Annotated in this window: 11 protein-coding genes; 7 read left to right on the forward strand and 4 right to left on the reverse strand. The window is 67.0% G+C overall.

Annotation, left to right across the window (positions count from 1 at the left end; genetic code table 11):
• Positions 1-213 precede the first annotated feature (213 nt).
• From LZC94_07410 to LZC94_07425, 4 genes are all read left to right on the forward strand, one after another.
• Positions 214-1,755 carry a hypothetical protein gene (locus tag LZC94_07410; protein WXB17094.1) on the forward strand — a complete coding sequence of 514 codons (1,542 nt, stop codon included), beginning with the start codon at positions 214-216 and terminating at the stop codon, positions 1,753-1,755.
• Positions 1,756-1,868: 113 nt separating this feature from the next.
• On the forward strand, positions 1,869-2,462 hold the full coding sequence (locus LZC94_07415) for a glutathione S-transferase family protein (GenBank protein WXB17095.1): 594 nt from the start codon (positions 1,869-1,871) through the stop codon (positions 2,460-2,462).
• 204 nt (positions 2,463-2,666) lie between these two features.
• Positions 2,667-3,158: a helix-turn-helix domain-containing protein gene (locus tag LZC94_07420; protein WXB17096.1), complete on the forward strand. Its 492-nt coding sequence runs from the start codon at positions 2,667-2,669 to the stop codon at positions 3,156-3,158.
• A 256-nt stretch (positions 3,159-3,414) separates the two neighbouring features.
• Positions 3,415-3,762 carry a hypothetical protein gene (locus LZC94_07425; protein ID WXB17097.1) on the forward strand — a complete coding sequence of 116 codons (348 nt, stop codon included), beginning with the start codon at positions 3,415-3,417 and terminating at the stop codon, positions 3,760-3,762.
• 63 nt (positions 3,763-3,825) lie between these two features.
• On the opposite strand, the gene pnp is transcribed toward LZC94_07425, so the two are convergent.
• Complete coding sequence (gene pnp, locus LZC94_07430; GenBank protein WXB17098.1) at positions 3,826-6,093, reverse strand: polyribonucleotide nucleotidyltransferase; 2,268 nt, start codon at positions 6,091-6,093, stop codon at positions 3,826-3,828.
• 330 nt (positions 6,094-6,423) lie between these two features.
• A complete protein-coding gene (rpsO, locus tag LZC94_07435; protein ID WXB17099.1) occupies positions 6,424-6,693 on the reverse strand; it encodes a 30S ribosomal protein S15 in 270 nt (89 codons plus the stop codon).
• Positions 6,694-6,951: 258 nt separating this feature from the next.
• On the opposite strand from rpsO, the gene LZC94_07440 reads away from it, so the two are divergent.
• Entirely contained in the window at positions 6,952-8,676 is a 1,725-nt protein-coding gene (locus tag LZC94_07440; GenBank protein WXB17100.1) for a serine/threonine protein kinase, read from the forward strand.
• A gap of 15 nt (positions 8,677-8,691) precedes the next feature.
• Here the strand turns inward: LZC94_07440 and LZC94_07445 are convergent, their stop codons facing one another.
• On the reverse strand, positions 8,692-9,348 hold the full coding sequence (locus tag LZC94_07445; GenBank protein WXB17101.1) for an HTH domain-containing protein: 657 nt from the start codon (positions 9,346-9,348) through the stop codon (positions 8,692-8,694).
• An 84-nt stretch (positions 9,349-9,432) separates the two neighbouring features.
• Here LZC94_07445 and LZC94_07450 point away from each other — a divergent pair, with 84 nt between their 5' ends.
• Entirely contained in the window at positions 9,433-10,284 is an 852-nt protein-coding gene (locus tag LZC94_07450) for an extensin family protein (protein WXB17102.1), read from the forward strand.
• A gap of 76 nt (positions 10,285-10,360) precedes the next feature.
• Positions 10,361-11,131, forward strand: coding sequence for a DUF2214 family protein (locus LZC94_07455; GenBank protein ID WXB17103.1), 771 nt, complete (start codon positions 10,361-10,363; stop codon positions 11,129-11,131).
• A gap of 179 nt (positions 11,132-11,310) precedes the next feature.
• On the opposite strand, the gene LZC94_07460 is transcribed toward LZC94_07455, so the two are convergent.
• Positions 11,311-13,647 (reverse strand): hypothetical protein, encoded by a 2,337-nt coding sequence (locus LZC94_07460; protein WXB17104.1) that lies wholly within the window; start codon positions 13,645-13,647, stop codon positions 11,311-11,313.
• Positions 13,648-13,727 lie beyond the last annotated feature (80 nt).

The following is a 13,727-nucleotide window of genomic DNA, read 5'->3' on the forward strand; positions in this document are numbered from 1 at the left end:
CGGAGAAGGAGAAGCCGAATCGGGATCGAAGGGGGGCGCGAATTCGTCGCTTGCGACGAGAATCTCGAACGAGCGCATCATGTTTTGCGTGGGGGCAGGGGAGAGCCTGCCTGGAGACGCATGGTAAAAAGCTCGCGCCCATCGGCGTAGTTTTCAGCACACTATGGAAGAGATTGGACAAGACTTTCGGGCACTGCTACCGGCGGCGATCCCGTGACACGCGCGCTCCGATGGCGTGACTCGAAATGGGCCATCGCAGGCCTGCTCAGCGCGCTGCTTCCTTGCCTTTTCATGTGGGGCTTCACCGTCGATGACGCCCTGATTTCCGTGCGTTACGCGCGGCATCTCGCGGCTGGGCTGGGCTACCGCTTCAATGACGGAGGCGCCGTCACCGATGGCGTCACGCCGTTGCCGTGGGCGTTCGTGTTGGCACCTCTGGCGGGGGCTCCCGCGTCGGCGCTCGACGTGTTGATGCGTGCAAAGTGCATGGGGTTGGTGGCTTGGTCGGCGGTCGCCGTGGCGTTTGGGGTGGCGGTAGGGCGTGCGCCGGGGATGGGGGCGTCGGGGATGGGCGCGCCGGGGATGGGTGCGCCGGGGGTCGGCCTCGCGCATGAGCCCGGGGTGGGGTCGCGATGGGCGAGGCCGGCGAAATGGGCGAAGGTGGCCGCGCTGGTCACGAACGCCGTGTCGCTGCCGGTGGCTGCGCATGCCGTGAGCGGGATGGAAACGGGCCTGGCGATGGCCTTGGCCGCCGGGGGCGCACTGGCGGTGGGCGCGCGCTCATATACGTGCGCCGTGCTCGCGGGGTGCGCGGCCGCGCTGCGGCCCGAGATGGCTCCATGGGCGGCGGTGTTGGCGTTTGGTGCCGGGTGGGGTTCGATGGCGCGGCGGCGCTCCATGGGTCGTGCGGTGCTTCACGCTGCGATCGCGCTGGTGCCGTTCGCATCGTGCGCGGCGGTGCGCGTGGCCGTATTTGGACGCCCTGCGCCGCTGGCGGTGCTCGCGAAGCCGAGCGACGTGACCTACGGTGCGCTGTACGCTGCGGTGGCGTTGATGGTGGCGGCGAGCCCCGTCTTGGTGCTCTCGCCAAGGGCGCTCGCGCGCGCTCCGCGGGCGGCGCGCGTGGTGGTGGCGGCGGCCATGGTGCACGTGGTGGCGATCGTCGCGGTCGGAGGCGATTGGATGCCGTATGCGCGACTCTTCGCCCCCGTGGCGCCGTCCTTGGCGTGGGCGTACGTCCTTGCGTTGCCGCACGCGCACCGGATCGCAACGGCGCTGCGCGCGGGCGTGGCCATCGCGGCGGGCGCCGTCAACTTCGTGCACGCGGCGCCGCTCGGGCGTGCGGTGATGGACGACCGGCGGGCGCTCGTGGAGCGCGCGCGCCCGTACCTGGACGGCGTTGGCTCGGTGGCCGCCGTCGACATCGGATGGATCTCCGCGGCGACCGAGGGCCGCATCGTGGACTTGGCGGGGGTGACGGATCCGGACATCGCCGTGCTGCCCGGCGGGCATACGTCGAAACGGGTCGACCCTGCGCTCCTGCTCTCGAAAAATCCCGATGCGCTGCTCTTCTATATCCGCGGCGCCGCCCCGGACCTCTCGGCATGGCCGAACGCACCGTACGGCTACCTGGTCGAAGCGCGGCTGGCCCATGCGGAGCTCCTCGGCGCCCACTTCGCGCCGCGCGCCTTTCTCCCGCTGGGCCATCGCGGCGCGGGCTATTTCCTCCTCACTCGCCGGCGAAAAAACGAGTGAACGCCGGGTCCGCACTATCCTGACAATATGCTGTCATTGCGCCCGCCTATCGTGTTGGGTGTCGCAAGGGCCAAGACTTCCCAACCCGAGACCCAAGTCAAGCGAGAACGATCATGACCATCGAGTACTATTACGCCCCGTACAGCAGCGCCTCCCGCGTCACGTGGGCCATCGAGGAGCTCGCGGTGCCGTGCACCAAGATCCGCAAGGATCTCAAGGCCGGCGAGACCCACACCGCCGACTACCTGACGCTCAACCCCAACGGCAAAGTCCCGCTGCTCGTGGTCGACGGCCGCCCATTGTTCGAGTCGCTGGCCATCCTGATCTACCTGGGCGAACGCTTCGGCGTCGACAAGAAGCTCTGGCCCGCGCCGAGCGATCCCACCCGCGAAGCGGCGCTCTCGTGGCTCGTCTGGGGAACCGTGGAGCTCGGGTCCGCCATCGCCCGCTTCGTCTACGCCATCTCCCCCGAGGACAAAAAAGCCGCCAACGACCGCGTCAACGCGAGCTTGCAAATCCTCGAGGCCCACCTCGCGAGCCGCCCCTACCAACTCGGCGAAAGCTTCTCCCTCGTGGACCTCGCCAACTCCGCCGCGCTCGCGTGGGGCCGCATGGTCGGAATCGATCTGACCTCCTTCCCCAACGTCGCCACCTGGGTCGACCGCTGTCACGATCGCCCTGCGTTGCGCGCCTCCATGGCGCTCTAGGCCAATCTCCGAAGCCTCGAAGCTCCGCAGCGAACGACGCTGCCGCGATGCCCAACCGAAACGGAACCCATCGCGGCGGCGGTCCGAGCACGAGCTCGGCACGGCGAGCTCCTGGAGTTACATAATCTTCAATATTTACCGTTATATAGAGCCGGTGCCCGTTGGTTGCGTTTGGGTCGAATTGTAGCTACAGTTACGAAAGCCATGGCAACCGTATTTGAGCCGCCCGCCGGAAAACGGATCCATGGGGTGAGCCCTATTTCTGCGCCTCCCGAACAGCACGCCATGTTCGTCGAGCTGCTGAAGCAGCTGCGCCTCATCCAAGCGAAGCCCCATCGGAAGCCCTGTTTGCTGCTGGGGCCAAAGGGGGAGCACATCGAGCTACCCGAGGCGGTTTTCTACGCGCTGGAGCGGGTCGTCGATGTTCTGGCGCGCGGTGATGCCATTACGGTCGTGCCGGTTGGAAAAGAGCTCACAACCCAGCACGCCGCCAACTTGCTCAACGTCTCGCGCCAGTACCTCGTGCGTCTGCTCGAGGAGGGAAAGATCCCGTACACGAAGACGGGCAAACATCGTCGCCTTCGGATCGAAGATGTCTTGGCCTACAAACGGCAGAGAGCCAAGGAACGCCGCGCGAAGCTCAAGGAGCTTACGGCGCTCACCGAAGAGTTAGGCGGCTATCCCGAGTTGGAATAGCATTCTTGCTCGATGCTCCCAGCACCTTTCCGCGTCGTTCTCGACGCCAATGTGCTGTTTCCATCGACCCTTCGCGACACGCTATTACGCGCGGCCGAAGTTGGTGTGTACCAACTTTATTGGTCCGAGACGATCCTCGACGAGATGCGCCGCAACCTCGTGCGCAAGAGCGTGATGAGTGAGATGAAGGCTCGCCGCCTCGTCGCGACCATGCGCGTTCTTCCCCGAGGCTCTCGTCACGGGTCACGAGGTGCTCGTGGACTCCATGCCGAACGATCCGAAGGATCGCCATGTCGTGGCTGCCGCGGTGATGAGCGGAGCGCAGGTGATCGTAACCGCCAACCTCAAAGACTTCCGGCCTCCACTCCCGGGGGGCATCGAGGCTCAGTCGCCGGATGAATTCCTATGCAACGTCTTCGATTTCGATCCGGCGACGACGATCGAAAGGTTGGAGCAGCAGGCCGAGGACCTGACCAATGTCCCCCTCCCGAAGTTGCTCGACGCGCTCGCGAAGCTCGTGCCGGACTTCGTCGCCGCGGTGAGAGAGGCCTTGCCGGAGTACGCCGCGGGCGAGCCGTCCGCGCCCTCGACAAAAGCAACGTAGCGTGTCGCCAGGACCTCGGCAGACACGCTACGTACGGCTTCCGCTCGGAATTTTGCGTTTATGTCAACGGCGGCCGCCGCGATCGCCGCCGGAGCGGGGGCCATCGCGACGCGGTCCGCGGTCGCCGCCGCCGCCACCACCGCCGCTGCGGCGCGGGGGCGCTCCGCCGCTTTCGCGGGCGGCGAGCATCCGCTCCTTGGCGCGCTCGCCCTCTTCGCCCTCGGGGAGCGGAAGGAGCTCGCGGCGCGAGAGGCGGATTTTCCCGTCGCGGTCGATGGAGAGGACTTTGACCTCGACCACGTCGCCTTCTTTCATCACGTCGGTGACGCGCTCGACCCGCGTGTGCGCCATTTCGGAGATGTGGAGGAGACCGTCGGTGCCGGGGAGGAGCTCCACGAAGGCGCCGAAGTCGGTCACGCGCTGAACGGCGCCCTTGTAGACGGCCCCCACTTCGGGTTCGGCGGTGAGGCCCTTGATGATGTCGAGCGCCTTCTTCACGGCGTCGGAGTCGCTGGAGGCGACGTTGACGGTGCCGTCGTCTTCCACGTCGATGGCGACGCCGGTTTGGTCGATGATGCCCTTGATGGTCTTGCCGCCGGGGCCGATGATCAATCGGATCTGGTCCGGCTTGACCTTCACCGTGGTGATGCGCGGCGCATACTTCGAGAGCTCGCCGCGCGGCACGTTGAGCGACTCGAGCATCTTGCCCAGGATGAATAGACGCCCGGCGCGCGCTTGCTCCAGCGCCTTGCTCATGATCTGGCGCGACAGGCCCGCGATCTTGATGTCCATCTGGATGGCCGTGATGCCGCGCGAGGTGCCGCACACCTTGAAGTCCATGTCCCCGAGGTGGTCCTCGTCGCCGAGGATGTCGCTCAGGATGGCCGTGCGCTGATTGGGGCCCGGGGTGGGATCGGCGATGAGGCCCATCGCGATGCCCGCCACCGGCGCCTTGATGGGGACGCCCGCGTCCATGAGCGAGAGCGTGCCGCCGCAGACCGCGGCCATCGACGACGAGCCGTTCGACTCGAGCGTCTCGGAGACCACGCGGATGGTGTACGGGAACTTCTCCTGCTCCGGGATCATGCGGGAGAGCGCGCGCTCCGCCAGCGCGCCGTGACCGACCTCGCGACGGCCGGGGCCGCGCAGGGGCTTGGTCTCGCCGGTGGAGAAGGGCGGGAAGTTGTAGTGGAGCATGAAGCGCTTCCACCGCTCGCCCGTGAGCGCGTCGATCTTCTGCTCGTCGGCGCTGGTGCCGAGCGTGCTCGTGACCATCGCCTGCGTCTCGCCGCGCTGAAAGAGCGCCGAGCCGTGCACCCGCGGCAAAAGCCCCACCTCGGTCGAGATGGGACGGATCACGTCCATCGCGCGCCCGTCGATGCGCTTGTTCTGGCTGAGGACGTACTCGCGCACGACGTGGTACTTGCGCTCCTCGAACTCTTCCTTGATGAGCTTCTCGTTGGCCGCGTACACCTCGGCCCCGAGCTCCGCGAGGAGCGCCTCGCCAAGCTTCGTCTTGATGGCCTTGTACGAGTCGTAGCGGACCTTCTTCTCCTTGATGAGCGCCGCCTCGATGATGCCTGTGTCGGAGAGGGCCTTGACCCGCGCGGCGATCTTCTCGTCGAGCTTCACCGCCTCGAAGGGGCGCTTCTCCTTGCCCACCGCGGCGCGCATGCGCTCGATGAGCTCCAGGATGGGCTGCGCGGCCTGATGCGCGAACCACAGAGCGTCGATGACGTCCGTCTCGTTGGCCTCGGCGGCGCCGCCTTCGACCATGACGATGGCGTCCTTCGAGCACGCGACCACCATGTCGATGTCGGACTGCGCTTGCTGCTCGAAGGTCGGGAACACGATGAACTCACCGTTCACGCGCGCCACGCGGATGCCGGCCAGGGGACCGCCCCAGGGGATGTCCGAGATGTGCAGCGCGGCGCTGGCGCCGGTGAGCGCCAAGACGTCGGTGGGGTTGATCTTGTCCGAGCTGAGGACGGTGGCGATGATCTGCGTGTCCTTCTTGAAGCCCTCCGGGAAAAGCGGGCGGCAAGGACGGTCGATCAGGCGGCTCGTGAGGATCTCCTCGTCACGCTGCCGGCCCTCGCGCTTGAAGAAGCCGCCCGGGATCTTGCCGGCCGCAAACGTCTTCTCCACGTACTCGCAGGTGAGGGGGAAAAAATCCAACCCGGGACGCTCGTCGCCCGACACGGCGGTGACGAGAACGACGCTCTCGCCGTAGGTCAGAAGGACCGAGCCGTGCGCCTGCTTGGCGAGACGGCCGGTCTCGATGGTGAGTGGACGGCCGTTGACGATGACCGATTCACGAACAAAGGACATGATGGTGATGCGCTCCTTAGCGCGTGGCCGCTTCGTGCGGCCGAAACGCCGAGCTTCCTCACCTCGGATGTCCGCCGTGGGCGGCGGACTCCCTGTGACCAGGAGACGCCTTCGTTCCTCGGTCGCTGCGCTCGAAGCACCAGCGGCTGTGTTTCAGCCGGGTGGCGCTTCGCGGGCAGGGATCGAAGAGCAAGGCGAGATGAGGCAAAGGCAGACTCGGTCAAACGATTTAAATACTACAAACCCCACCTTGGATGGCGGGAGACGAATCATACGCCGCCTCCCGCCTTTCCGGGGCCGCCTTTTGCTTCTACCGCTTAAAGGGTGGCGCTACTTGCGGAGGTTGAGCGCGCTGACCGTCTTGCGGTAGCGCTCGAGGCTCGACTTTTTCAGGTAGTTCAGCAAGCGACGGCGCTTGGAGACCATCCGAAGAAGACCGCGGCGCGAGTGGTGATCCTTCACGTGCGTCTTGAAGTGCTCGGTCAGATAACCGATGCGCTCGGTCAGGAGGGCGATCTGCACCTCCGGCGAGCCGGTGTCCGTCTCGTGGGTGCGGAATTTATCGATGAGCTCGGACTTTTTTTCCGTATGAAGCGGCATTGAAACGATACCTCGTACAAGATCGTTCGCACTGGATTGTGCGACCGGCCGATGGTCCAGCCTTGAATTTGCCGCCTCGCAGCGCGCGAGGACGTCAAAAGGCCAGCCAAGGCGGCGGGCAGTATAGGCAGAAGTAGTCTGCCGTCAACGACTGGTCCCTGGGTCGAAGCACGGTGCCGTATGCGGGTGACCTCCTACCCGAGCCGCGCTCGAAAGGTCGAGACTTCGGCGTTTCGAGCCGTGTTACGATGCTGGCACATGTCGACTTCGGGCCCCCGCGCTGTGACCAAGGCCGTCATTGCGGTTCCGCCCGCCCCCAGCGAGATGACCAATCCAGCGGAGCAGGCGGAAGCTTTCGTGCAGCTCGTTGCAGCGGGCGGCCCCAAGCGATGCCCCGCGTGCGGCACCCACTATCCGGTCGACTTCCTCGTCTGCCCCCGGGACGGAGCGTCCCTTCAGTCCGACGGCCCGGCCGACGTCGACGCCCTGCTCGGCATGGTGCTCGGCGACACGTACAAGATCCACCGCATGGTCGGCGAAGGCGGCATGGCGCGCGTCTACGAGGCGCGGCACCTGCGGCTGCCCGAGCGTCGCATCGCGGTGAAGATCCTGCACCCCGAGTTTGCGCGCGACACCGAGGTGGTCCAGCGCTTTCAGCGCGAGGCCGAGAGCTCCAGCGCCATCAACCACCCCAATGTGATTGACGTCTTCGACGTCTCCCGGAGCGCGGACGGCCGCCCGTATCTGGTGGGCGAGTTCCTCGAGGGGGAAGAGCTCGGGGAGCACCTCAAGAAGGTGGGCCGGCTGGACGTGGCCACCGCCGTGGCCATCACGCGCCAGATCTGCCGCGCCCTCAACGCGGCCCATGGCCGGGGCATCGTCCACCGCGACATGAAGCCCGAGAACGTCTTCGTCGTCTCGCGCGATGGGATGCCGCACATCAAGGTGCTCGACTTCGGGATCAGCAAGGTGGGGCATCGCAACACGCACCTCACCCGCACCGGCATGATCATGGGCACGCCCTCGTTCATGGCCCCCGAGCAGGCCCGCGGCGAAAAGGTCGACTCGCGCGCCGACATCTACGCGGTCGGGGCCCTGCTCTACACCTTGGTCACGGGGCATCGCCCGTTCGACAACGAGGATCCCACCGCCACCCTGTCGCAAGTCCTCACCGAGGAGCCGATCCGCCCGCGCCAGATCGAGCCCAGCATCCCGCCCGCGCTCGAGCTGGTGGTGCAGCGCGCGATGCAAAAGGATCCGCGCGAGCGCTACCAAACGATGATCGAGCTCGATGTGGCGCTCGCGCCCTTCGACGTGGGCGCGCCGTTCTCCTCGCCGGAGATGCAGACCATCCTGCGCAAGGGCGAGGGCACGGTCATCGCCACCGGCAAGTCGCACGATCCCTCCGCGCGCACCATGCGGGCGGCCATCGGCTCGCTCCCGGGCAGCCCGGCGGCCGGCACCGGATCGCTGCCCGCCATCTCCAGCGAGGCCCTCGAGGCGATGGAGGCGACCTCCAACGCGGCCCGGTACGCGCGGCCCACCATCGTGAGCATGAGCAGCGCGCTCGTGGTGTGGTTCGTCTTCGGCGTCTCCGGCGCCATCTCGGGCACCATTCGCTATTTCCGCCCGGGCGATATCACCAGCACCGAGTCGGTGCTCCTCATCGTGGGCACCGCGCTCCTCGCCATCACCCCGACGGCGCTCTTTGCGCTGCACGTGCGGCGATCGGTGTGGCCCAACAGCGTGCGCGCCGTGGAGCTGGCGTCGGACTTGCGGCGTACGGCGGCCGCGGCGCTGGTGTTCTATGGGCTCGGCAGCTTGCTGGTGCGTGTATTGTACACGGTGTTCTTGCGCAGCAGCAGCGAGCTCGGGAACGGCGTGTGGGACGCGGGGTTCTTCATTTTGAGCTTCCTCGGGGCGCTGATCGCGGGCGGGGTGGGGCCGGTCGCGCGCTTCTTCCGGCGCAAGGCGAACGGGTAAGCGCCTGCGCGGGTCTTAGTCGTTGGCGGGGCCGGGCTGGATGCGCAGGACCTCGGCGTGCTCGATGCGGTCGAGCCGGAAGTGGCGGCGCTCGCCCGCGTGGAGATCGGTGGCGTCGATGCGGGTCTCGTGGCGGTCCATGATGACGGACTCGATGCGGACGTCGCGCGTGGTCTCGATGAAATTGCCGTCGACATAGGTCATACGGATGGGTTGCTGCTCGAACCAGGCGCGCTCGATGGCGGCGCGCACCGCTTTTTTGCTCGGCAGCCCCGGCACGCCTTGAAAGGTGAGCTCCTTCAGCCGCGTGAGCAGCTCGCGCTGGGCCGACGTGGAGAGCGCGGCCCGCACCTTGTCCAGCCCCGAGTCGAGGGTGTCGGTGAACGGGAGCAGGCGCATCTCGATGGCAAAGCGCCCCAGCGCCACGATGAGCGCCGCCTCGCGGGCCGTGAAGTTGACCGGGGGGAGGCTGTAGCTCCGGTCGAGCGCATAGCCGCCCCCGCGCCCGCGCTCGGCCGAGAGCGGCATCGAGGCATCGCGCAAGGTGTCGAGGTCCCGGTAAATCGTGCGCACCGTGACATTGAAGCGCTCGGCGAGGGCCTCCGCCGTGACGCCCGTGCGGCGGCCGCGCAGGTACTCGGCCAGGGCAAAGAGGCGCTCGGTGCGTCGCATGGGGCGGACAACTGACATAAGGGTGACACGAGCCGGCTTCAAGCGGACGACAAAACTTTCCGGCGAGCCCTGCGTCCAAAGGGAATGTGGAAGATCCTCGCGGTCAGCGCCGCGTTGCTGCCGCTCGTCTTCGGCGCCGTCGCGGTCAGCGCTCCCGTCGTGGTCCGCGCCCCCGCGGCGGTCGGAGCTCCCGCCGCAGCTCCCGTGACCTCTCTTGCATCTGCCGCGTCCGCCGTGTCCCCCGTAGCTCCGGCGCCCCTGGCATCCGTCGCGTCTCCGGCGACCCCCGCGTCTCCGGCGCCGGCGGCACCGATGGCATTTGCGAACGACGATCCTGCGGACGACGGCATCGTCGGTCCGCCCGCGCCGCGTGACGATTGCGAGGCGCTGCTCAAGGCGGAGGGCGTTCGCTATTCGACCGCGCGGATCGCGGTGCAGCGGCACAAGGCCATCGTATGCGGCGCCGAGCAGGTGGTCGTCTACCGCCGCGGTCGGGCGGGCATCGCGTACGATCCGCCGGCCCTCGTCACGTGCTCGATGGCCCTGGCGCTCGCGCGCTTCGACGCGATGGCGCAAGAAGAGGCGGTGCGCGCGTTCGGCAAGCGCATCACGCGCATCCACCACCTCGGCACGTACTCCTGCCGCGAGATGAAGGCGTACCCCGGCTGGGTGAGCGAGCACTCGTACGCCAACGCCATCGATCTGGAGACATTTGCGCTGGAGAACGGAAAGAGCATTTCCGTGCTCCGCCACTTCGATCAAGGGGCCGCGCCGGCAAAAGCCGAGGGCCGCTTTCTCCGAGCCATCTCGAACCGCGCATACGACGAGAGCGTCTTCTCCAACGTGTTGACACCGTTCTTCGACGCGCTCCATCGAAACCACTTCCACGTCGATTTGGCGCGCTACCGCAACGACGGCACGCGCCCGGCGGGATAGGTCGCAGCCGCCGCTCCGAGGCGCTACGAAGGGATAGGTGTTGGGTCCACCGGGGCGTTCGGCGTAGATAGGGACGATGTCGAGTATCCTCGCCGCACTTCATCTCCTCGCGTTCGGTATCGGCCTTGGCGCCGTCTGGGTGCGCGGGCGCCAAATGCGCACGCCCCTCGACGAGCGACGTTTGCACGCCCTCTTTGCCGCCGACTCCGCCTGGGGAATTGCGGCGGCCATTTGGCTCGGCACGGGACTGTGGCGTTTGCTCGGCGGCATCGAGAAGCCCACCAGCTGGTACCTGCACAACCCCGTCTTTCACACCAAAATGGGGCTCTTCATCCTGGTGCTGCTCCTGGAGCTCTGGCCCATGGTGACCCTCATCAAGTGGCGTCTTCGCGTCAAAAAGAACGAGCCCATCGACCCATCCCCGCTCGCCGCCCTGCGCGTCATCAACACCGTGGAGATGGTCATCGTCCTCGTCATGGTGTTCGTCGCCACCGCCCTGGCGCGCGGCCAGGGGCAGCGCGTCGACGCCGCGGCCAGCGTCGCCTGCCAGGTGAAAACGTCGTTCGAGGGCGCGTGCCTCCAATGCCACTCGGCCGCCACGCGCCAAGCCTCCCTCGATCTCCAATCCGATCCGCACCTCGCGCTCGTCGGCGTTCCAAGCTCCCAGTGGCCCTCGGAGACCCGCGTCAAAGCCGGCGACCCCGAAGGCTCCCTCCTCTACGCAAAGCTAACCGGCCGCCAAGGAACCCACGGAACACCGATGCCCCAAACCGGCAAAGCCTCACCCGAAATGGTCGCGCTCGTGGAGCGATGGATCCGCGACGGCGCTTCCCGCTGCGAGCATTGAACCGCCAGGACGCCAAGAGCGCCAACTCCGCCGTGAATCCTTGGGTCTTCCTCTCTGGGACCCAAGCTCTCCAAATTGTGAATCACTAAGCCCTCTCTGGAGCCAAGCTCTCCAATCAGCTATCGAATTCTCGACTCTCTCTCCTAGCGCACGTGGCGCCCTGGCGGTTGATCCTCCCGCTAAAACGTCGTTCCTACGTTGCCGATGGAGATGCTGGGCCCAAAAATGATCGCCCGCGGATTGGCACCTTCGTCGCCGGTGCTGGTGATGCGCTGCTCGACCCACGCATGCAAATTGATCGACGCTTGCGTGGGCGACGCCGCGTTGGCGATGGGGATGGCGAGCCCCAACCCGAGCACGGCGCCCACCTCGGTGAGGCTCTTGCCGCTGGGCCCCGTGCTGCCGGTGAGGCCAAAGGCCATGATGCCGCCCTCCAAGCCCAAAAGGCCCTCTTTGCCGTCGCTGTCGAGCCACGTGAATCGGGAAATGATTCCAAAGTTGAGCGACATGACGCCGCTGTGATCGGAGTCGGAGAAGCGATAAAGGCCCGTTGGAATGGCGGTGGTCGCGTAGAGACGGACGCGCCCTTTGCCGAGGATGATCGACCATTGAACCGAGGGCGCGCCCAGGATCTCGAGCGCGCCCAGATAATGCGTTTCATCGGGGACGTGGGAGATGCGCACGCTGATTCGGTCGTAGGGCGCCGCCACCCCCTTGATCCAGGCGATGCGCGGCTGGTTTCCCGCGCGCAAAATCACCGTTTGCGACACCTTGGCCTCGGGGCGAACGGAGCCGTCGAGCTTTCGAACATCGATATCGACTTGGAGCTTCTGGGTGCCGTATTCGGCCGAGAGGCGCTCGCGGTGAAAGACCACGCGGCAGCTGTCGCTCGAGTCGTAGCTCAGATGCTCGATGACCCCGGGCCTCGCCAGAAACGGACGCCCGTCCTCGTAGCAGACGAGCTCCACCAGCGGCTGATTGGTGTGCACCGAGGTCCCGATGGGCGCCGGCAGCGCCGCTTCTTTCACCATGCGCTGCAGCGGATCGGTGAGCACCGCCAAGTCGACCCGGTCGAGCGGCGCCGGCAAGGTCGGGTTGCGGTAGCCAAAACGCAGCGCCACGTACCCCGCCGCGTTGATCTCGCCTTGCACGGTGGAGACGCCGCCCTCGTTGCCGGCCGTGTAGACGTCCTGCACCGGCAAGAGCGCCAGCGCGGCGTCGTTGAGGCTCGGGTGGTGCACCTGGGCGGAGCGGTTGTTGGGGATGAAATCGATGGGCGGATACCCGGGGATCACGAGCACCGAGCGCACCAGCGGCGAGGGCTTGGTGTCGGTGCGGGCGATGGCCACCACCGAGCCCTCTCCGTCGCCGCGCGCGGCCGTGATGGAGAGCTGCGGCGCGTCCACGTTGCCGATGGCCAGCACCGCGTAGCTGGCCTCGTTGATGGTCTCCGTTTGCACCACGTCGGTCCGGCGCGAGCCCACCGCAAAGTGCAGCTGCGCAATGTCGTGCGAGCATTGCCCCTCGAGCCGCACGATGACCCGCGCGCCCTCGATGCCGCGCAGCGCGGGCCCGGAGACCACCGTCATGGGGCAGCGCAGGATCGACAGCTTCACCACCGGCTGCGGATCTTGCGTTCCTTTTTTCGTATAGGTGACGTGGGGCGCCAGACGGAACTTGATGTCGAGCGTGGTCACCGACGCCGGCGGCGCTTGCACCGCCAGGCGGCTCGCCTCCACGCTGCAGCGCAGGTTTCCGCACTCCACCGCGCTGATGATCTCCGGGTGAAGCAGCGGGACGATGCCGGTGCCCGATGAGACGTCGACCGCCGCATCGACGGGGACGATTTGTGTGACCTGAACGCGGCTGGGGGCGATGGTGAAGAGCGCCGGATCGGCGCGCTTGCCCTCGAGATCGAAGAGGACCGCGTCGGGGCTCACGTCGGCCCCCGCCGGGCGCCAGCGAAGGGCGCCCGCGCCGGGATCGGCCGAGACCGTCTTTGGCACGCGCCAGGTGCAGATCTCCGCGCCGCCCTCCACCTGCGGCTCGCGGCATGTGTCGAACACGGGTTGCTCCGGCGCGGCCGGGAAGGTGACCACCGTGCCCTTCAAGTCGCGCCCGCGCCCCTCGAGCCTCCCTTCGTCGATCGATAAGCTGAAGCTTGCGCGATCCAACCGCGGCCAGCGGCCCGTGGTCACCAGCTTCACGGCGTCGGTCGAGCGGGCGCACGCTTCCATGCTGCTGGCGACTTTGAGCTCCACCACCTGGCCGACCGAGGACGCGGAGGCCGGCGGACGAACCGCGCGCCCCATCGACTCGACGATCCACCCGCCGGGCATGGCCCCGCACGCGATCCGCTGCGATCCCAGCGCGATCGCCCTTCCGCCATACGGCGCTTGCAACGTCTCGGCGTGCGCCTCGCGCTCGAAACCGACGAGCACGACGAGCGCGATCAACCCGAACGCGAGGGTGGCGACGATGGTTACGGCGATGGAAGCGAATCGACCAAGGCGCACCCAACGACGATTAGTCGCGGATCGCGTGCAAACGCAAACCGTCTCTTACCTTCTGGCCGCGAGAGGCGGCCTCGTCCCTG

The sequence above is a fragment of the Sorangiineae bacterium MSr11954 genome (assembly GCA_037157815.1).
GTDB lineage: Bacteria > Myxococcota_A > Polyangia > Polyangiales > Polyangiaceae > Pendulispora > Pendulispora albinea.